Annotated in this window: 15 protein-coding genes, 1 pseudogene and 1 riboswitch; of the genes and pseudogenes, 15 read left to right on the top strand and 1 reads right to left on the bottom strand. The window is 31.6% G+C overall.

Annotation, left to right across the window (positions count from 1 at the left end; genetic code table 11):
- The first annotated feature begins 221 nt into the window (after positions 1-221).
- From I6U51_RS15080 to prfB, 8 genes and pseudogenes are all read left to right on the top strand, one after another.
- A complete protein-coding gene (locus I6U51_RS15080) occupies positions 222-1,289 on the top strand; it encodes a M20 family metallopeptidase (RefSeq protein ID WP_211143423.1) in 1,068 nt (355 codons plus the stop codon).
- Positions 1,290-1,459: 170 nt separating this feature from the next.
- Positions 1,460-3,268: a sigma 54-interacting transcriptional regulator gene (locus tag I6U51_RS15075; protein ID WP_211143422.1), complete on the top strand. Its 1,809-nt coding sequence runs from the start codon at positions 1,460-1,462 to the stop codon at positions 3,266-3,268.
- 353 nt (positions 3,269-3,621) lie between these two features.
- Positions 3,622-3,933, top strand: a complete 312-nt coding sequence (locus tag I6U51_RS15070) for an amidohydrolase family protein (RefSeq protein WP_343069681.1) — start codon at positions 3,622-3,624, stop codon at positions 3,931-3,933.
- A gap of 356 nt (positions 3,934-4,289) precedes the next feature.
- Positions 4,290-5,738, top strand: a complete 1,449-nt coding sequence (locus tag I6U51_RS15065; RefSeq protein WP_246517377.1) for a YfcC family protein — start codon at positions 4,290-4,292, stop codon at positions 5,736-5,738.
- 189 nt (positions 5,739-5,927) lie between these two features.
- Positions 5,928-6,038: pseudogene (locus I6U51_RS25435) on the top strand (hypothetical protein); the annotation flags it as partial.
- A 370-nt stretch (positions 6,039-6,408) separates the two neighbouring features.
- Positions 6,409-6,942: a ribosome hibernation-promoting factor, HPF/YfiA family gene (gene hpf / locus I6U51_RS15060; protein ID WP_211143420.1), complete on the top strand. Its 534-nt coding sequence runs from the start codon at positions 6,409-6,411 to the stop codon at positions 6,940-6,942.
- A 319-nt stretch (positions 6,943-7,261) separates the two neighbouring features.
- On the top strand, positions 7,262-9,772 hold the full coding sequence (secA, locus tag I6U51_RS15055) for a preprotein translocase subunit SecA (RefSeq protein WP_211143419.1): 2,511 nt from the start codon (positions 7,262-7,264) through the stop codon (positions 9,770-9,772).
- A 151-nt stretch (positions 9,773-9,923) separates the two neighbouring features.
- Positions 9,924-11,031, top strand: a protein-coding gene (prfB, locus tag I6U51_RS15050) for a peptide chain release factor 2 (protein ID WP_211143418.1) whose coding sequence is annotated in 2 segments (ribosomal slippage) — positions 9,924-10,001 and positions 10,003-11,031 — 1,107 coding nt in all. Because the reading frame shifts where the segments join, the coding sequence is not laid out codon by codon here.
- Positions 11,032-11,279: 248 nt separating this feature from the next.
- Here the strand turns inward: prfB and I6U51_RS15045 are convergent.
- Positions 11,280-12,629 (bottom strand): M28 family metallopeptidase, encoded by a 1,350-nt coding sequence (locus I6U51_RS15045; RefSeq protein WP_211143417.1) that lies wholly within the window; start codon positions 12,627-12,629, stop codon positions 11,280-11,282.
- Positions 12,630-12,761: 132 nt separating this feature from the next.
- Between I6U51_RS15045 and I6U51_RS15040 the strand changes: the two genes are divergently transcribed.
- The 7 genes from I6U51_RS15040 to I6U51_RS15010 all read left to right on the top strand — a co-directional run bounded on the left by I6U51_RS15040 (position 12,762) and on the right by I6U51_RS15010 (position 22,017).
- Positions 12,762-14,918: a Tex family protein gene (locus I6U51_RS15040; RefSeq protein ID WP_211143416.1), complete on the top strand. Its 2,157-nt coding sequence runs from the start codon at positions 12,762-12,764 to the stop codon at positions 14,916-14,918.
- Positions 14,919-14,990: 72 nt separating this feature from the next.
- A riboswitch (FMN riboswitch) is annotated at positions 14,991-15,107 on the top strand.
- A 117-nt stretch (positions 15,108-15,224) separates the two neighbouring features.
- Complete coding sequence (locus I6U51_RS15035; RefSeq protein WP_211143415.1) at positions 15,225-15,848, top strand: ECF transporter S component; 624 nt, start codon at positions 15,225-15,227, stop codon at positions 15,846-15,848.
- A gap of 267 nt (positions 15,849-16,115) precedes the next feature.
- On the top strand, positions 16,116-17,780 hold the full coding sequence (locus I6U51_RS15030) for a hypothetical protein (protein ID WP_211143414.1): 1,665 nt from the start codon (positions 16,116-16,118) through the stop codon (positions 17,778-17,780).
- A 289-nt stretch (positions 17,781-18,069) separates the two neighbouring features.
- Positions 18,070-18,333 carry an EscU/YscU/HrcU family type III secretion system export apparatus switch protein gene (locus I6U51_RS15025; protein WP_211143413.1) on the top strand — a complete coding sequence of 88 codons (264 nt, stop codon included), beginning with the start codon at positions 18,070-18,072 and terminating at the stop codon, positions 18,331-18,333.
- Positions 18,334-18,344: 11 nt separating this feature from the next.
- The gene (locus tag I6U51_RS15020; protein WP_211143412.1) at positions 18,345-19,031 is read left to right on the top strand and encodes a metallophosphoesterase; all 687 of its coding nucleotides are present in this window, start codon (positions 18,345-18,347) and stop codon (positions 19,029-19,031) included.
- 133 nt (positions 19,032-19,164) lie between these two features.
- Positions 19,165-19,455 (top strand): ArsR/SmtB family transcription factor, encoded by a 291-nt coding sequence (locus tag I6U51_RS15015; RefSeq protein WP_211143411.1) that lies wholly within the window; start codon positions 19,165-19,167, stop codon positions 19,453-19,455.
- 39 nt (positions 19,456-19,494) lie between these two features.
- Positions 19,495-22,017: a DsrE/DsrF/DrsH-like family protein gene (locus tag I6U51_RS15010; protein WP_211143410.1), complete on the top strand. Its 2,523-nt coding sequence runs from the start codon at positions 19,495-19,497 to the stop codon at positions 22,015-22,017.
- The last annotated feature ends 37 nt before the right edge of the window (positions 22,018-22,054 follow it).

The raw sequence follows: 22,054 nt of genomic DNA, 5'->3' as shown, positions 1-22,054 counted from the left end.
ATTGTACTTTTTATAATGTTATATTTTTATTCAAGTTAATGATTTCTGTGGGCTTCATACCACTTAAAAGTTAGTTTTTAACTAGCTATTCTAAGATATTAACAGATTTTAGTTTCGATTGATGACTTCAAATTTAATTAATAATATTACTTCATTGAGCTTATTTTGGTACGATTCTTGCTTGTTGATATATATATAATTATTTTTGGAGGATGAATATTATGGATTGTTTAGAAATTACAAAGGAGCTAATTAAAATAGATAGCTCAAATTTAGAAGGTGCAAATGCAGCTATAGATTTTTGTAAAGAGTTGCTTTCAAAAAATGGTTTAGAGATAAAGTTAATTGAAAACAATGGTTTTAAAATCTTAGTATGTACTATAGGAGAAGGAGAGAAAAAGATAATATTAAATGGACATCTAGATATAGTTTCTTTTAAAGAAGGACAACTAACTCCTAACGAAAAAGACGGGAAATTATATGGCCGAGGCAGTGCGGATATGAAATCAGGAGCAGCTGCAATGATAGCTGCAATGATAGAATTGAAGAATGAAAAGCTTCCATGTAAGGTTGAACTTCAATTAGTAACTGATGAAGAAACGGGAGGAAACAACTGCTCTAAATATTTAGCTGATATGGGCTTCAGAGGTGATTTTGTAATTTGTGGTGAGCCTACTCAACTTGGGATTGGAGTTCAAGCAAAAGGGGTACTGCAAGTAGATATGGAGTTTTTCGGCAAATCAGCCCATGGAAGCAGGCCGTGGCAAGGAGACAATGCTATAATTAAAGCCTATAAAAGCTTTGAAAAGATTTTAGAACTGCCATTTACTAAGGAAAAATCAGAACTTTACGATTGCCCATCTATCAACTTAGCTAAATTAGAGGGTGGAGATGTATATAATAAAGTTCCAGATTACTGTAAAATGTCTCTTGATATAAGGTTTTTGCCAGAACAAAATTTTGAAGAAATATTAAGACAAATAAAAGGGGTTGTTGGTGAAAAAGTACACATTCATTCAGTTAATGATGCTGTTAAGACTAAAGTAGATAATATATATGTTAGGAAACTTTCTGAATCTATAAGAAATGTTATTAATACTAATCCTCAGGTCTTCGGTCAGCATGGGTCAGCAGATACAGTATATTATTCTAAATATGATATACCTGCTGTAGAGTTTGGACCATCAGGAGCAAATTGGCATGGGGACGACGAATATGTTGTTATAGATTCTATTTATAAATATAAAAACATAATTAAAGATTTAATATTAAACCTTAAAAATAATTAAAAGAAATTATTTTTACGATATTAAGCACTAGGTATGCCTAGTGCTTTTTATAATATGATAAGTAGGAGAAATATTTTAAAATAACAAACTTTTTGTATGATAACTGTGATGTTTTCATTTAATTGTATATAATAAATAATATCTTAGAAAACAACTCAGAGGTGAGAAAATTGAAAACTATAGTTTTAATTACAGGTGCTGAGGTTACAAGAAAATTTTTACATAACCAGCTACAAGAATGTTTAGGGGAGTTTTTATTTATAAAAAGTTATGCCATAGATGAAGGCATTAACAAAAATGATATCTGTGGAGATCTTTTAGTTTTTTCAAGTAAAACTGCGTATGATAGAGTAAATAGAATAAATATAGACATAGGTCATATTCCCTTTGTTATTGCAAAAAGAACTTTTAATTTTACTAATATAAACAAGCTTTTCTCTTTAAAGCCGGGAAGTGAAGTGCTTTTAGTAAATGATTTAAAAGAATCAATTGATAACATGATAGAAGATTTAATTGAACTAGAAATAAAGCATATAACATTTATACCTTATTATCCAGGGATAGACAAATACAAATGTTACGAGATTGCAGTAACTCCTGGTGAGATTGACATGGTTCCTAAAGGGGTTAAAACCATTATAGATTTAGGCAGTAGGCTTATTGCTATGAGTAGTCTTATAGAGATAATGAATGCTGTTGGATATTATGATCAAAGAGAAAATGATATTTCATCTAAATATGTTGAGAAAATGATAGAAATTGAGGAGGAATTATCAATAACAAATAATGAAGTAATTACATTGAATAGAGGCTTAGAAAGGGTATTATTGCAGTTAAATAAGTTTCAAATAAAAGATTATAAAAATCTTTTACAATTCCAAAGAAGTCTTGCTTTGGTAGAGAATATGAAATCTGGTATTAGAGAAGACCTTTATAAAAAAAGATATTATGCTAAATATACCTTTGAACATATAGTAGGAGAAAGCAAAGAGATAAACGAAGTAAAAAACATAGCAAAGAAACTTGCAGGAACAAATCTCTCTATACTAATTGAAGGAGAAAGTGGCACTGGTAAGGAACTCTTTGCATCTGCAATACATAATTATTCTTCAAGGAGTGATGGGCCATTCCTTGCTGTAAATTTTAGTGCTTTACCTGAGAACTTAGTTGAAAGTGAGTTGTTTGGATATGAAGCAGGAGCTTTTACAGGTGCTAAAAAGGAAGGTAAAATTGGTTTATTTGAACAGGCAAAGGGAGGAACCATATTCTTAGATGAAATAGGTGATGCCTCATTAGCAGTGCAAATGAGGCTATTAAGAGTACTTCAGGAAAAAGAAATTATGAGAGTTGGGGGAAATAGGATAACACCTATAGATGTAAGAATAGTTGCAGCTACTAATAAAAGTCTTATTGAATTAGTTGATGAAGGTAAGTTTAGAGAAGATTTATATTATAGATTGAAAATGGGATATTTAGTTATACCTCCTTTAAGAAATAGAAAAGAGGACATCGCTGATATAATAAAGGAATTCTTTATACGTAAGAGAAGCAAGATGAAGGTTTCAGATGAAGTCGCAGAAATTTTTAACATTAGACAGTGGAGAGGGAATGTAAGAGAACTTATAAACACATTAGAATATGCATACGAATTTTGTGATAGTGGGTATATAAAAGAAGAGCATTTGCCTATAGACTATAAGAATTCTAGAACGCATTCTAATAAATCTATTAAAAAAAGTATAGATTATGAACTTAAAACTATATTAGAAGAGATATATAAGTACCAAAATAAAAATATTGTAATAGGTAGAAAGTTTTTATCAGAAGCATTAAGAGATAAAGGTTTGAATTTTAGTGAACAAACAATTAGAACAAAATTAAATCACCTACAAGACTTAGAGTTTATAACAAAAAGTAAGGGGAAAAGTGGAACTAAAATTACAAGTAGGGGTATTGAATGGTTAAAACAAAATGGTTAAACTGTACAATAAGAACCAATAAAACAACCAAAACAAACTTATAACTTTAAAACTAAAATTTAAAATAAAATTTTTTAATTACGGAAATGTGGTATTTAAATAAAAAGATTTGCCATAGTTTGTATATTTAAAGTGAATTCATGTGATTAATAACTGTAAATTTAAAATTTACAGTTATTTTGTTGTTGTTGGTATGTTTTTTGCTTTTATTTATTGTTGGTATGTTTTTTGCTCTTATTTATTAATGAAAATTAAAGCAAGGAGGCTAAATGATGATTGCAATCTATTAAAAATGGTTAGCATATTCACCAGAATGCTTAGGAAAGAAAGCCGTAGTAGTTGCGGGTGATAAAATTGAGGGAATTTATGAAAGCATTGATATTCCAAAAGACTTTATAGATATTAATGTTATAGATGCCAGTGGAAAGTTGGTGTTACCAGGCTTCATAGATTCTCATGTTCATATATTAGGAAGGGGTGGTGAAGGTAGCTTTAAAACAAGAGCGCCAGAAATACAACTATCTGATTTATTGTTAGGTGGAGTAACAACTGTAGTAGGCTGCCTTGGAACAGATGGTGTATGTAGAGATACTAAAAGATTATTAGCTAAAGCTAGAGCGTTAGATGAAGAAGGTATAACAACATACATACACAGGCTCTTATGAGATACCGGTAAATACTATAACTGGTACTATAAGATCAGATGTTATTTTTATAGACAAGTTTATAGTAGCTGGGGAGATAGCAATATCTGATTACAGCTCTTCGCAATGTACTTTTAATGAATTTGTAAACGTTCTTGCTTAGGTTGTTCTGACACTTATAAATAGAAGCGAAAAAGTTTTTCAGTCTGGAATTCAGTTTACAAGGTTGGGAGAATTTGTGGATTTAACTACAAGTTTTGATCAAGAGTTTTTAGAAGAAGGTGAAGTTAAAGCAAGTATTGGCTTAATGAGGATTATAGAAGAAGAAATATCTGTAGATCAGATTTAAAATTTATTTAAAATAGGAGGACGAATACATGGATATAAATACGAATACAAAGATGAAAAAGAAATTCAAGATGCCAACGGCCTACACTATTTTGGCTGCTATAATTGTAATAGTAGCGATTCTTACATGGATAGTACCAGCGGGACAATATGCTTACGTAAATCCAAAAGCAACTAAATTACAGCCTATTCCAGGAACCTATCACACAGTTCAGTCAAACCCACAGAGTTTTAAAGATGTTGTTTTAGCTCCTATAACTGGTTTTTATGATGCAATAGATGTTATAGTATTTGTTATTGTAATAGGTGGATTTTTAGGTACGGTTATGAAGACTGGTGCGATAGATGCAGGTATAGGTAGACTTGTTAAAAAACTAGAGGGAAAGGAAAGTTGGCTTATACCATTGATAATGCTATTATTCACACTTGGAGGAGTAGCCTTCGGTATGGATGAAGAAACACTGGCATTCTTCCCAATACTGATTCCAGTATTTATTGCGGCTGGATATGACGCGGTTACGGCAGTTGCAGTTATAAAGCTAGGTTCAGGAATGGCTACTATGGCATCTTTAACTAATCCATTTGCTGTTAGTATAGCATGTAAATTTGCCGGCATTTCTATGGGGGAAGGAATTGGATTAAGAGTAGTACTTCTTATTGTTTTTGTAGCTTTAGGTATATTCTGGACTATGAAATATGCTGATATGGTTAAGAAAGATCCGACTAAATCATTGGTTTACGATTTGCATGAGGAACACAAGAAGCATTTTCTTGGAAATAGAAACGAAAATGATATTCCTGAATTAACAGGTAGAAGAAAACTTATACTTGCTGTCTTTGGATTAACTTTCGTAGTAATGGTAATAGGAATTATTCCGTTTAGTGATTTGGGTATTAAAGTTATTCCAACACTAGGATGGTGGTTTGGTGAACTTGCAGGGCTATTTCTTGTATCTAGCATAATTATAGCTATAATAGCAGGGTATAAAGAGGATAAGTTTCTTCCTATTTTTGTAGACGGTGCACGTGATTTGTTAGGAGTTGCTCTAATAATAGGTTTGGCAAGAGGTATTACTGTTGTAATGAATGCAGGACATATTTCCGATACAGTTTTGCATTTAGGTGAAGTTTGCCTTAAAGGAAAGAGCTCAGCAGCATTCACTGTATTTACTTATTTATTCTACTTACCTATGTCATTCTTTATTCCTTCAACATCGGGTCTTGCAACTGTTACGATGCCAATTATGGCACCTTTAGCTGACTTTTCAGGTGTGGCAAGGCATATAGTAATAACTGCTTATCAAGCTGCAAATGGAATATTATCTTTATTTGCACCAACATGTGCTGTAATTATGGCAGGATTAGCTATGGCTAGAGTACCATATGATAGATGGTTAAAATTTATATGGAAGCTCTTAGCAATAATATTTATTATCACACTTGCATTTTTAGTCTTAGCTATGTTCGTATATAAATAGCTTACTAAGAATCAAAAGAAAATAACTAAATATACTATTAGATATAAATGTCTAATTAAGTATATGCCATAGGGCATTATAAATGGTAAAGGATATTAAAATTAATTATTATTTAAAAAGGTGGTTCTGATTGAGTTTGGAGCTGTCTTTTTTCTTTTTTTAGGAAATAATCATCCTTAAGGAGATCCAAGTCCATCAAATGACGATATTAGTGTTACAACTAGAATTAAAGAGTCTGGTAAGATTTTAGGAATATTAAAAATAATTGAAATAAATTCCATATGTAACAAAACATTGTAATTACGTAGCTTATAGTAATTTACGAATAATTATAAGTAACTAAGAATCAAAAGGCGAGTGTGGGATCAAAGACCAGGTCAACTGACTTAATAATAAAGTTCTTAATCTTAAGGGATTAAGAACTTTAATTTTTTTTTGACTTTTGAACATAATACTAGTGTAAAGAAAAAGCAAAGAATAAATAATATTAATTAATAATATTAATATTTTGTGTAATATTATGTGAATTCGCAATAATTCTATTGTAATTTTCCTCAAATAGTATTAAAATAGAGTTAACAAAAGTTTAATCTATATCCATAAAAATATATTTTTGGTATAGATTTTAAGCAGTAGAGTTATTCATAAAGATAAGGAAGGGGCTGGAAATATGAGGATAACAGTAAGTGGAAAAAATATTGAGGTAACTGAGGCTTTAAGAAATACCGTGGAGAAAAAGATGTCAAAACTAGAGAAGTATTTCAACCCTGATGTAGAAGCACACGCTACATTAAGCGTGGAAAAAAATAGACAAATCATGGAGGTGACTATCTCTGTTGGAGGAATATTATTCAGGGCAGAGGAAGCACACGATGATATGTATGCATCTATAGATATAGTTGTAGATAAATTAGAAGGACAAATAAGAAAACAGAAGACAAAACTTCAAAGAAGAAATCATATGGAATCACTAAGATTCCAATATATACCTGACTTTAACCCAGAGGAACCATCAGAAGAAAGCAAAATAGTAAAGACTAAAAGATTTGCAATTAAGCCTATGTCAGCGGAAGAAGCAGTACTTCAAATGGAGCTTTTAGGACATAACTTTTTCGTATATAAGAATGATGATGATGATGGAGAAGTGAATGTAGTTTATAAAAGAAAAGATGGAAATTATGGTTTAATAGAACCTGAATTTTAGAAAAGAGGAAGCTAAATGCTTCCTCTTTTAAAGTTAAGATCTATTTCAATGTGACTATAGAAGTAAAAGGCAGTCAGTTAACTTTCTAGCTACTTTTCCAATAAGATGTTTAAAATACAGGATATTGTAAATAATTAACTTTGTAAAAACTTTATAACAATTGTAAAATATTATTTGTAACATAGTTAAATTTTAAAAGTTGTAACAAATTTTAAAACTATGATAAAGTATTATCCATAGAAGTTGAATAGCTTTTAATTAGATGATATAATCTATAAAGTGCATTGTTACAAAATTAATATGGTGAGGATGAAAAAATATGGGTATTTTTCAAAAGATATTTGGATCATATAGTGAAAAAGAAGTAAAGAGAATAATTCCTATTGTAAATAAAATAGATTCATTTGACTCTCAAATGCAAAGTTTAAGTGACTCAGAACTTAGAGCTAAGACAGATGAATTTAAAGAAAGATTGGAAAAAGGAGAGACATTAAATTCAATTTTACCTGAAGCCTTCGCAGTAGTTAGAGAAGCTGCATGGAGAACAATAGGATTAAAGCATTATAGAGAACAATTAATCGGAGGAATAGTTCTTCATCAAGGTAGAATATCAGAAATGAAAACTGGAGAAGGTAAAACGCTTGTAGCAACTGCTCCAGCATATTTGAATGCGTTGACAGGTAAAGGAGTTCATATAGTAACTGTTAATGACTACCTTGCAAAAAGAGATAGAGACACAATGGGACCGGTATATGAGTTCTTAGGACTTAAAGTTGGTGTAATTCTTCATGAATTAGATCAATCACAAAGACAAGAGGCTTATAGATGCGATATAACATATGGAACTAACAGTGAATATGGATTTGATTATTTAAGAGACAACATGGTTATATATAAAGAGGAAAGAGTTCAAAGAGGACTAAACTTTGCAATTGTAGACGAAGTTGACTCTATATTAATAGATGAAGCTAGAACTCCTCTTATAATTTCTGGTGAAGGTGAAAAATCTACTGAGTTTTATAAAATAGCAGATTACTTTGCCAAAACTTTATCTGAAGAAAAGGACTTCACAAAAGATGAAAAAGCAAATGCTGTAATTCTTACAGATGAAGGTATTAAGAAGGCAGAAGATTTCTTTAAGCTAACAAACTACGCTGATCCTGAGAATATGGAAATACAACACCACGTAGTTCAGGCGCTAAAGGCTAACTATATGATGAAGAGAGATAAGGATTATATGGTTAGAGATGGCGAAGTTATGATAGTAGATGAATTTACCGGAAGAATGATGGAAGGTAGAAGATATAGCGATGGTTTACACCAAGCTATAGAAGCTAAAGAAGGAGTTAAAGTAGAGAGAGAATCAAAAACTCTTGCTACTATAACATATCAGAACTACTTTAGAATGTTCAATAAGTTATCAGGTATGACAGGTACAGCCTTAACAGAAGAAAACGAATTTAGAGAAATATATGGATTAGACGTAATTGTTGTTCCAACTCACAAACCAATAGCAAGACAAGATATGCCAGATGTAGTATATAAAACTGCTAAAGGTAAATTTAAAGCTATAGTTGAAGACATAGTTGAAACTTACAAGAAAGGTCAGCCAGTTTTAGTTGGTACCGTAAGTATAGAAAAATCAGAATTGCTTTCTGATATGCTAAAGAGAAAAGGAGTTCCACATCAGGTTCTTAATGCTAAATATCATGAACAAGAAGCTGAAATAATAGCTGGTGCAGGTGAAAAGGGCACTGTTACAATAGCTACTAACATGGCTGGTCGTGGTACGGACATTAAACTTGGAGAAGATGTTGTAGAACTTGGTGGATTAAAAATCATAGGTACTGAAAGACATGAATCAAGAAGAATTGACAACCAGTTAAGAGGTCGTTCTGGACGTCAAGGAGACCCTGGACTATCAAGATTCTATGTATCATTAGAGGATGATCTAATGAGAATATTCGGCTCAGATAAACTAAAGGATATAGTTGAAAAGCTTGGCCTTGGTGATGATGAAGCTATAGAAAGCAAAATGGTAAGTGGTGCTATAGAAAATGCTCAAAAGAAAGTTGAAGGAAATAACTTTGATATAAGAAAAACATTACTTCAATATGATGATGTTATAAATAAACAAAGAGAAATTATGTATAAACAAAGATCAGAAGTTCTAGAAGGTGAAGACTTAAAGGATCAAATCTATCAAATGCTTGACGATATAGCTTCTTCCGCAGTTGATTCACATATCTCTGGGGTAGAAGAAGAATTTGAAAATGAATTAGCTAAACTGATAGACTTTATGGAAGAGTTATACGTGCCAAAGGATTCAGTTACAGTTGAGGAATTGTCAAACTTACTAAATGATGAGATTAAAGAAAAGTTTGTGGAAATAGGTCAAGGAATTTATTCACAAAAAGAAGAAGAATTTACTCCAGAGCAAATGAGAGAAATAGAAAGAGTTGTTCTTTTAAGAGTAGTTGATACAAAATGGATGGATCACATAGATGATATGGATCACCTTAAGAGAGGAATAGGTTTAAGAGCATATAGACAACAAGATCCTGCTCAAGCCTACCAATTTGAAGGTAGTGAAATGTTTGAAGAAATGGTACACAACATTAAGCTTGAGACTATAAAATATTTATTCCATGTTCAAATTCAAAAAGCTCCTGAAAGGGAAAGAGTTGTAAAAGAAACTCATACAAATCAAGCTGATGATGATTCAGTAAAGAAACAGCCTGTAAAAAAGGAAAAAACTACAGGAAGAAATGATCCATGTCCATGTGGCAGCGGGAAAAAATACAAAAACTGTTGTGGAAGATTTGAATAATATTTTAATGTCGTTTTGCTTAAGCAAAACGACATTTGTTTACTAAAATTAAATACTAGGCATCTTGAAAAAATAACTAATGAGTATACTATTTTGTTTCGGATGTCTTATTCTAATTATTTATTCTTTATATTAAGAGGAGAGTGATTAAATGCTACTTCAGCTAGAAGAAGCCTTAAATGAAATAGGTGGCTTAAGAGGAGCCATTAACGAAATTAGGGGTTCACTTTGACATAGAAAATAGCAAAAATAAAATAGAAGAACTCCAGAAAAAAATGCAGGAACCTGATTTTTGGAGTGATGTAAACAAAGCTCAGGAGGTAACTGGAGAAGAAAAATTCTTAAAAAATAGATTGGATAGATATAAGGAATTAGAAGAAAGAATAGAAGATATTGAGGTTCTTACTACACTAGCAATAGAAGAAGCGGACCTAACGACCTCAAAAGAAATATTAAGGGAAGTAAAGGCATTACAGGATGATGTAGATAGATTTAGGATAGAAATATTATTATCAGGGGAATACGATAAGAACAATGCTATAATATCTCTTCATGTAGGTGTTGGAGGAACTGATGCTCAAGATTGGACAGAGATGCTTCTAAGAATGTATACAAGATGGGCTGAGGGAAAAGGATTTAAGATAGAGACTATAGATTTGATTCCTGCAGATGATGCTGGCATTAAAAGCGCCGATTTAAGGATAGTTGGAGAATTTGCTTATGGATATTTAAAGGCAGAAAAAGGAATCCATAGACTAGTTAGAATATCACCTTTTAATGCTAATGGTAAGCGACAAACTTCTTTTGCCTCTGTGGAGGTTTTGCCTGAGCTTACAGCAAATCAAGACATAGAAATAAGACCGGAAGATATTAAAATCGATACTTATAGAGCAGGTGGTGCTGGAGGACAGCATGTAAATAAGACTGAATCTGCAATTAGAATAACCCACATACCAACAGGAATAGTAGTTCAGTGCCAAAATCAAAGAAGCCAGCATCATAACAAAGATGAGGCTATGAAAATGTTAAAATCCAAGCTTGTAGAGCTAAAGGAAAGAGCTCATAAGGAGAAAATTGAAGATTTAACTGGCGAGTTAAAAGATATTGGCTGGGGAAGCCAAATAAGGTCCTATGTTTTTCAGCCATACACTTTAGTTAAAGACCATAGAACAGGCATTGAAAATGGGAATATAAATGCTGTTATGAATGGAGAAATAGATGAGTTTATAAATGAATATTTAAAGCAAAATACAAATTAGAGGACAATTGACAGAGGACAGAGGACAGAGGACAGTGAAGGTGAGTTTTCTTCCTTACGTCAGAAAACTATTATATTTTTAAGCTCGTTTCGCTAAGGCGAAACATTGCTTCATAGTATAAATTAAAGATTTTTCGCAGCGTAGCGGAGAAAAATCCTCCTTCATTGTCCTTTGTCAATTGTCCTCTGTCCTCTAAAAAATGCTTCATATTTTTTTAAAACTACGAATTGAGTAAAGGCCTTTTAATTCTATATCTTGATTTTATTCGTAGGTTTAAATAAAATCACTAAGCTTAAAATAGTACACGTTAAAGAAACCCAAAATATTTGTTTATAATATAAAATAAATAAGTTGTTGTTAAAGCCATATTTGATCACTTCTTTGGATGCTACTTTAAAGCATCTGTCTATGGAATCTGTGTTTATGAAATTAGCTTTGTCATTAGGGGTATGAATTTTAGATGAATCTGCATCAGTCAAAGTTATAGCATCAATATTTTGTTTTCTAAAGTATTCATGGTCACTAGCATCTTCAAATAGATAATTAAAACTGATTTTATCCTTTTTACAAATTAGTGAAGCTTCTTTTATAAGAGGGCTATCCGCTGTATCCTGCTTTCCTCCCATTATGTGAAGAGGTATAGAACTATTTCCACCTATCATATCAAAATTAAATATTTTAGCACCCTTAAGGTTGTCTTTATATTTATCTGCAAAAGCTTTTGAACCTAGACATCCAAATTCTTCAGCGTTGAAACCGATAAATAATATATTTCTATCAGGCTTTCCTAAAGAATTTATATATTTACTCATTTCCATTACAAAAGCGATTCCTGAAGCATTATCTAGAGCACCGCTGTAAACTTTCCCAGAAAGATCCGAGCCTATATGATCAAAGTGTGCAGAAAGAACAATCGGAGGAGAATATGGGTCTTTACCTTCTATATATGCAGTTATATTATTTAGAGATGTTTTTTTAGCTTCAAAAGGTATAAAGCAATTTATGTTATAATCTTTGCTTAAGTAGTTTTTTAATTCATTAAAAGTGTCTTTAGTAATCATAATATACATGCTATAAGGGGAAGAACTTATAAAAGAGCTTCTAAAGTTAAGTGTGTTATCTTGAGGTACATAAAATAAAAAGTAGTCATTATCCTTTTTAATTTGAATATGGCCGTCAAGAATTTCCACTTTATCGTACTTGCTAAAGTTTAAATTATTTTTTCTGAAGTTCAGTAAATCTTCTTTAAAATCTATTCCATAGTTAAATTCTTTAATCAAAAATCCATTTTTATCAGTAATGCTTAAGTAAGGTTTTCCAGAAATTTTATGAGGATAAATTGTATCAAAGCTTTGAAGATAACTAGCATTATAGGGCTTTAATCCAGCATCTTTGAAGGAATCCTTTATATATATAATAGATGCTGCATTTTCGATACTTCCAGCAAGTCTGCCTTTAAAGTTATCAGAAGATAGATATTCTATATTCTTTTTAACTGAATTGTGATTAAATACATGTACTTTAGAGTAAACATGAAAACTAAAGCCTAGAAAAATAAAGGATATTATTAGGAAAAGATAAGTCATATGTTTTTTCATAGTAACAACCCCTCAAGAAAAATATATCTTTAAAATATATATTAATTTGCAAAATACTATATAACTGTTATAATAATTTTTAGCCAATAATTTCAAAAGTTGTTTTAAAATTTAATGAGCATGGAGGTAAATATGAATAATATAGTTGAAAGATTAATACAAGAATTAAATTTAAATAAAAAACATGTAGAAACTGTTGTTGACCTTTTAGACAGTGGAAATACAGTTCCTTTTATAGCTAGATATAGAAAAGAAATGACTGGAGAGATGAGTGATATAACTCTCAGAACCCTTTCAGAAAGACTTACATACTTAAGAAACCTAGAAGGAAGAAAAGAAGATGTTATAAGACTTATTGATGAACAGGGAAAGCTTACAGATGAATTAAAGATAACTATAATGAGATGTGACACTTTAACAGAAGTAGAAGATATATATAGACCATATAAGCCTAAAAAAAGAACCAGAGCGATTATTGCAGAAGAAAAGGGATTAAAGCCTTTAGCTGAGGTTATTTGGAATGGTGAGTTTAAGAGTGATATTAAGAAATATGCAGCTGAATTTATAAATGAAGAAAAAGAAGTAAAGACAGCAGAGGAAGCTTTACAAGGAGCGATGGATATTATTAGCGAAATAATATCAGATGAGGCTGAGTATAGAAAATGGATTAGAAATTTTATTCAAAATGAGGGCTTAATAGAAACAAGTGGAGAGAGCGAGGAATCAACTCCTTATGAGATGTATTATGATTATAAAGAAGCTGTAAAAGGCATACCACCACATAGAATTCTCGCAATTAATAGAGGGGAAAAAGAAAAAATACTTTCAGTAAAAATAACTGCGAATATGGATAAAATTATAGAGTACTTAAAGCAAAAGTGCTTAAAAGATAATAAAAATACTGATACATATATAGAAGATAGCATTAAAGATTCTTTAAAAAGATTAATATATCCATCTATAGAAAGAGAAATAAGATCAGATCTTACAGACAAAGGTGAAGAAGGAGCTATAAAAATATTTAAAGCAAATTTAAAAGCGCTGTTGATGCAGGCTCCAATAAAGGGAAAAATAGTATTAGGTTTTGACCCTGGATTCAGAACAGGATGTAAAATAGCTGTGCTTGACGATACAGGAAAGTTATTAGATACTGCAACAGTTTATGCTACCTCATCTCAAAATAGTGTTGAAGAAGCTGTAAAAACCTTAAAAGAACTGATTCATAAATGTAACGTAGATGTTATATCGCTAGGAAATGGAACTGCTAGTAGAGAATCTGAAGAGGTTATTGAAAGAATTATAAAAGAGGTTAAGACAGAACAAAATAGAGATCTTTATTATGTTGTAGTATCAGAAGCTGGAGCTTCTGTGTATTCAGCGTCAGAATTGGCTGCAAAAGAATATCCAGACATCAATGTTTCATTAAGAGGAGCTATATCTATTGGAAGAAGACTTCAAGATCCACTAGCAGAGCTTGTAAAAATAGATCCTAAGTCTATAGGAGTCGGACAGTACCAACATGATGTTGCCCCTAAGAAGTTAGATGAATCGCTAAGCGGTATAGTAGAAGACTGTGTAAATAGTGTAGGAGTAGATCTAAATATAGCAACGCCATCTCTTTTATCATATATATCAGGAATAAACTCAACTATTGCTCAAAATATTGTTATATATAGAGAAGAGAATGGAAAGTTTAAAAGCAGAAAAGAACTTTTAAAGGTAAAAAGATTAGGAGCAAAGGCATTTGAACAGTGTGCTGGATTCTTGAGAGTAATGGAAAGTAAAGAACCTTTAGATAATACATCTGTGCATCCAGAATCTTATGAAGCAGCAAAAGGACTACTAACTACTTTAGGATATACTTTAGATGATTTGAAAAACAACAGGCTTACAGATATAGAAGAAAGAGTTAAGGAGTCAGGGATAGAGAAACTAGCAGAAAAGTTATCAGTTGGTGTTCCAACTCTTAATGACATAATAAAAGAAATAAAAAAACCAGGAAGAGATCCAAGAGAAGAATTACCTAAGCCTATACTAAAGACTGGAATTATAGATATAACTCAATTAAAGCCAGGTATGGCATTAATGGGAACTGTAAGAAATGTTGCAGACTTTGGAGCATTTGTTGATATCGGAGTTCATCAAGATGGATTGGTGCATATAAGTCAATTAGCAGATAGATTTATAAAACATCCACTTGATGTAGTGCAGGTTGGAGATATTGTTGAGGTAAAAGTTCTCGAGGTTGATGAAAAAAGAAAAAGAATAGCTTTAACAATGAAAAAATAATATGTTTGCTTAGTTTAGATATTGAATTTTTAGAAAACTTGTACTATAATTGAAGCGTAAACTTAATAGAGTAGTAATCTTCAGGGCGGGGTGAAATTCCCCACCGGCGGTATAGCCCGCGAGCCTTAATTGGCATGATTCGGTTAGATTCCGAAGCCGACAGTAAAGTCTGGATGAAAGAAGGTAAAGTATAATGTAAATTCGCCCTGACTTATAGTCAGGGTTTTTTTATTATACTAACACCTTATACCTAAATATGAATATGTGCAGAAGATTATGAAACAATTATATTAGGAGGGTGTATATATGAAAGATCAAAAATTAAACAGATTAGTAAAAATATCTATGTTGAGTGTTATAGCATTCATACTTATGTTTATTGAAGTTGCTACCCCATTTTTTCCACCTTTTTTAAAATTCGATATAAGTGACTTGCCAGCACTGATTGGGGCTTTTGCACTTGGTCCTGTAGCTGGAGTAGGAATAGAGTTACTTAAAAATATACTTCATGGTATATTTGTTGGAGGAAGTGCTTTTGTAGGAGAGTTAGCAAATTTCCTTGTTGGTGCAGTAATGGTATATGTATCAGGATATATATATAACAAAAGAAAAAGCAGAGGGTCAGCAGTTACTTCACTAATTGCAGGTACTTTGATTATGACTGTAGTAGCTAGTGTTCTCAATTACTTTGTATTCTTACCTTTATATGAAGCAGTACTACACTTCCCTATAAATGCCATCGTTGAAATGGGAAACAAAATTAATAGCAGTATAACAGATCTTAATTCCTTTGTGGTATGGGCAATTGCGCCTTTTAATCTAATTAAAGGTATATTAGTATCAGTATTAACTATGTTAGTGTACAAAAGTGTATCACCAATACTTCATAAAGAAGGAGAAAAAGAGAGCAATCTTGTTAAAAATAACTAGTAGAAATAATCCGGAAAAATCCGGATTATTTTTGTTTAATAGCAATTAGTAATATAAAAATTTTGTGATACAAAATTTTTAAGAGGACAATTGACAGAGGACAGAGGACAGAGAAGGTGAGTTTTCTTCCTTCATTGTCCTCTGTCAATTGTCCTTTGTCCTCTAAAAAATGCTTCGCATTTTTTTATATTCCTCAGTAAGTACTACATAAATGAACAGTTCCATGCGATAATGTATATATAGGCCAGAATAAAAGGAGTGATTTAAATGGCTGGTATATGGAATATAAATAGTGTTTATGATGTTAATACTAGAACGGTTTCTAGAAAATTATCTTTTGAAGTTGGCCAAAACTTTTTAGCTAGAATTGTAAATTTAGATAAATTAACTGGAGAGATGCTTTTAAAGCTTCTTGATGGGTGGCAGTTTTCAGCGAAACTTGAAAATCCTATGGAAAAGCTGCCAGAAGGACTTATAAGATTTGTAGTTGAAGGCTTTGAAGATGGAAAACTTCAACTTAAAATATTAAATTCAGATACTAAACAAAAATCATCAGAAAAAGATTCTATTAGTGCATTTTTAAAAGAGAAAAGTATAAATTTAAATGATTCAGATTACGATATTTTGAACAAAATGGTAAAGCATAATATAACTCTTACAAAAGAAAATATTTCAGATGTAAAAACTATTTTAGACTTTATGAATAAGATAAAATCTGATAACACAGAAGAAAATACTTTTATTGATAAGTATATACAAAGTAAAAATATCAGTTTGGAAAGTGATGAAGGTATTAAAATAAAAAATACTTTAAAGTCATTTTTTAATGAATTGAAAAGTTTAGAATCAGATGATTTATTTACATTTTTTGAAAACAATATAGATTTAACGGAAGAAAATATTAAAAGCTTTAATAATGTCTTTAAGGAGAATTTGACCATATTTAAAGATGTTAAGCAGGTTGAGGGGCAACTTCAAGGTAGTATTGCTACTGATAGTGAATTTGCAGGTACAGATAGCAACTTAGAAAGCATTACACAAAATAATAAAGAGCTATCTAATAATGAAGGTAAAGAAAAGATAGGTTTAGGCAGCACATCAGAAGAGCTAGTAAAGTTAAGTAAATCAGGTAAAAACAATTTGCCAGTAGAAACAACAGTTTTAAAAGAGTTAAGTAATGAGAGTGAGGAGTTATTCAATAATACAAACTTAAAGGGATCAAATAATGAAAATGAGGATCTATCTAATAATACAAAAGTCTCAAAAGAAGTAACTAAGGTTTTATCGGAAAAAGATATAGAAATTACTCAAGAGTTAAAGCTAGGTGATAGCGTAAAAGATAAAAACACAGTACTAGTTAAACACAATACTATAGAAGATATATCAAAAGTAATTAAAGAGCAAATAAATGCTAAAACAGAAGAACTGAAAAATACTATAAAAACATTTATTGATCAAAAAAGTGAACTGGATCCTAAGGTATATAATAATGTAATGCAGGCATTAGATAAAAACATTAATGATTTTAAAATATTTAACTCTGTATCAAACCAGTATTATTACTTGGACTTGCCTATAAATATAGAAAAGCATGAATATGAGTGTAAACTTATGATAAAAGATGAAAGAAGAAAGGGAAAGAAAATTGATTCTACCAATGTAAAAATAGCAGCATCTGTAAATACTATTAACATGGGAGTTGTAGATGCTTATATAAAAGTTAACAACAACAACATGGATTTAAGTATAAAGTGTGATGAGAAGTGGATTAAAGTTTTAGATAATGAAAAAGAAAAGATAATGATCAATCTGCATGAAATGGGTTATAATGTTTATGCTAATGTAAGTGAGAGAGAAAAAGAAATGAATATAACAAATTGCTCAGAGTTCTTCGGGGACAGTAATCTAAGTGCTATAGATGTTAAGGCATAAATTTAGTTCTTGCTTTAAACAGGGTGGAGATTGTAAAATAAGAATTATGCGACGCATTATTTTTTAGAGGACAATTGACAGAGGACAGAGGACAGTGAAGGTGAGTTTTCTTCCTTACGTCAGAAAACTAATTTATTTTTGAGCTCGTTTCACTAATGTGAAACATCGGCTTATAAATATAATCAAAGATTTTTCGTAGTGTAACGTAGAAAAATTCTCCTTCATTGTCCTCTGTCAATTGTCCTCTGTCCTCTAAAAAATGCTTCGCATTTTTTTAAGAGGTGTTATAATGAATAAAAAGAAAAAGGCAGCAGCATTAAAATATGAACATGGATACTCAGCACCAGTGGTGACTGCGGCAGGTATGGGATATGTGGCCGACAAGATAATAGAAAGAGCTGAAGAAAATAATGTTCCTATAGTTTACGATGAAGAACTTTCAAGTCTTTTAAGTAATGTAGATGTAGGAGACGCTATACCCTTTGAATTATATAATGCGGTAGCCAAGGTGATAGCTTATGTAATGGATGTAGATAAAAATTTAAACAAATAAGAGGTGGTAAGGTGGCTTTATATGCAATATCTGATTTGCACTTAGATTTAAACGGTGATAAGCCAATGGATGTATTTGGGCAGAACTGGTTTCAACATGATAAAAAAATAAAGGATAACTGGGTAAAAAAGGTCAAGGATGAAGATACAGTGCTTATAGCTGGAGATATATCCTGGTCTATGAAGATAGAAGATGGGATGAATGACTTACAATGGATTCACAATCTTCCAGGAAGAAAAATAATGGTTAAGGGTAATCACGATTATTGGTGGGTGAGTATTACTAAACTAAATAATCTTTATGAAGATATGAAATTCATTCAGAACAACTTCTTTGTATATGAGGATTATGCTATATGTGGAACTAGAGGTTGGATTTGTCCAGGTGGCGAGAACTTCAAGGCCCATGATGAAAAGATATATACAAGAGAGCTTTCTAGATTAAGAATGTCATTAGATGCGGCAGTAAAAGAAGGATTCAAAAAATTTATTGTAATGATTCACTATCCTCCTATGAATGAGAAGCTTGTAGAATCAGGTTTTGTAGAAATATTTAAAGAATATAGCGTTGAAAAGGTAGTTTATGGACACTTACATGGACCTTCGCTAACAAAAGCTTTAAATGGCGAAAAAGATGGCATAGAATATATACTCACTTCAGGTGATTATCTAGATTTTAATCCCATAAAAATTTTATAAGTTTTTATGGGATAATTTATTGACAATTATATTCATATATCGTAATATATAGATATAGTGATGAATAAATATATTAAACATAATAGTGAAAAATATTTACTGAAAATTATTCTAAAAAATTAAGAGGTATGAGATGGATAATAATTTTGAAAGATTTAATGAAACAGCAGAGTTTCTTAAAGTGCTAGCACATCCAGTTAGATTGTGTATAGTTAGAGGTCTATTGGAAAAGGGAAGATGTAATGTAAGTCATATGCAAAACTGTTTGGATATGCCTCAATCTACTATATCACAACATCTACAAAAACTAAGAACTGCCGGAATAATTGAAGGTGAAAGAAATGGACTAGAAATAAACTACAGAGTTTGTGATGAGAGAGTTAAAAGATTAATAGAAACTTTGTTTGACAAAGAGGATCAATAACTATGTAAAATCATGTGATAATTAAGAGGAGGATTTAAAATGGGGAAAAAGGTTTTAATTGTTGGCGGAGTTGCAGGTGGAGCATCTGCTGCTGCTAGACTTAGAAGACTTGATGAGGATGCAGAGATAGTGATGTTTGAAAAAGGAGAGTATATATCTTTTGCTAATTGTGGATTGCCTTATTATATAGGTGAAACTATTAAGGAAAGAGAAAAACTACTAGTACAAACTCCTGAGGCTATGAATGAGAGATTTAAAATAGATGTAAGAGTAAATAGCGAAGTAATTGATGTAGATACAAAAAATAAAAAAGTAAAGGTTAACAGCAAAGACAAAGGTGAATATGAAGAAAGCTATGATTACCTGATTTTATCACCAGGCGCAATGCCTATCAAGCCGCCAATAGAAGGTATAAATAATGATAAGATATTTACCTTGAGAAATGTGCCTGATACAGACAAAATAAAAGCTTATGTAGATAATAGAAACATCAAAAATGCAGTAGTTATAGGTGGAGGTTTTATAGGGGTTGAAATGGCTGAAAACCTTAAAGAAAGAGGATTAAATGTTGCATTAATTGAAGCAGCACCTCATATATTAGCTCCATTTGACTCCGATATGGTAACTTTTGCGGAAAAGGAACTCGAAGATAACGGAGTTGGAGTTGTTTTAAATGATGGTGTAAAGGCATTTAAGGAAGAAGACAATGGCATTAATGTTATCTTAAATAGCGGAAAATGCCTATATGCAGATATAGTTATACTTGCTATAGGTGTAAAGCCGGATGTAACCTTTTTAAAGAACTCAGGAATAGAGTTTGGACCAAGAGGTCACATAATAGTCAACGATAAGATGGAGACAAATATAAAAGACGTATATGCAGTTGGTGATGCTATAGAAGTAGTTGATTTTGTAAATGGAAGTAAAACAGCTATAGCTCTTGCCGGACCTGCTAATAAACAAGGAAGAATTGCAGCAGATAATGTATGTGGATTAGATTCAAAATACAAAGGAACTATGGGAACAGCTATTATAAAGGTATTTGGCTTAACTGGAGCAAGTACAGGAAATAATGAAAGAACATTAAAATCAAAAGGTATATCATATAGGGTTATCTATGTGCATCCTAGCTCAAGTGCAGGATACTACCCAGGTGCAGCCCCAATGTCAATAAAGCTAATTTTCAATGATGAGGGAAAAATACTTGGAGCTCAAGCTTTTGGTTATGTTGGAGTAGATAAGAGAATGGACGATATAGCAGTTACAATGAGGCTTGGAGGAACAGTCTATGATTTGGCTGAATTAGAGCTTGCTTATGCACCACCTTACTCTTCAGCTAAGGATCCTGTTAACATGGCTGGTTTTGTTGCTGAAAATGTTCTAATTGGAAGACATGAAGTAATACTTCCAGAAGATATAGACAATAGAGATAAAGAAAAAACTCAACTTATAGATGTAAGAACTGAGATAGAATACAAAAACGGTAATATAGAAGGTTCATTAAATATACCAGTAGATGATTTGAGAAATAGAGTGGGTGAACTAGATAAAAATAAGGAAATATTACTCCATTGTCAGGTAGGACTTAGAGGATATATTGCTGCGAGAATTTTAATGGCACGTGGATTTAAAGTGAAGAACCTAACTGGCGGTTATAAGACATATACTATGAGTAAGTTTAAGCCTAAAGATGTAGTAATGAACAAAGGCAGTGAAGGTGGCTCTATAGACTTAAGGGAAAAAGAATCTAGTGTTAGCTTAGAAAGTACTATTAATGAGTATAAAGAGGCAGAGATTGAATATAAGAAGGGAAGCTTTGATAAGACACTTGATGCTTGTGGACTATGCTGCCCAGGTCCATTAATGCAGGTTAATGCAAGTGTTCAGGACATGAAGGAAGGAGAGATATTAAAGGTTACAGCGTCAGATCCGGGATTTTTCGAAGATATAAAGTCTTGGTGCCAAAGAACTGATAACGAGCTATTAGAGAGAGAAAAAGATAAGGGAAACATTATAGCTTTTATAAAAAAGGGTAAAAAAAAACAAATAATGCTAGATAACACTGGTTGTAGTGCTGGTGCAATTGTTCAAAAGGATAATAAGACCTTAGTAGTGTTCAGCGGAGATTTAGATAAAGCAATAGCATCCTTTATAATAGCTAATGGTGCAGCTTCCATGGGCAAAAAAGTTACAATGTTTTTTACATTCTGGGGACTAAACATACTAAGGAAGCATGAAAAAGTTAGTGTTCCAAAAGCCTTTATGGATAAGATGTTTGGATTTATGATGCCAAGAGGAAGCAAAAGATTAAAATTATCTAATATGAATATGCTTGGAATGGGACCTAAAATGATCAGAATGGTAATGAAAAATAAAAATGTTACATCACTTGAAGAGCTAATACAAGCTGCTATAGATAGTGGAATAGAAATAGTAGCATGTCAAATGTCTATGGATGTTATGGGACTTAAAAAGGATGAGCTAATTGATGGGGTAAAAATAGGTGGTGTAGGTTACTACCTAGGGGAAGCAGAGGACTCCAATGTAAATTTATTTATATAAACAGAATGCTAAGCAGTATATAAACCTAAAGAAGGCC

This window comes from Clostridium aciditolerans, assembly GCF_016316925.1.
Taxonomy (GTDB): Bacteria; Bacillota; Clostridia; order Clostridiales; family Clostridiaceae; genus Clostridium_AM; species Clostridium_AM aciditolerans.
The sequence above is the reverse complement of the archived record's forward strand: the minus strand, read 5'-3'. Positions and strand labels throughout refer to the sequence as shown.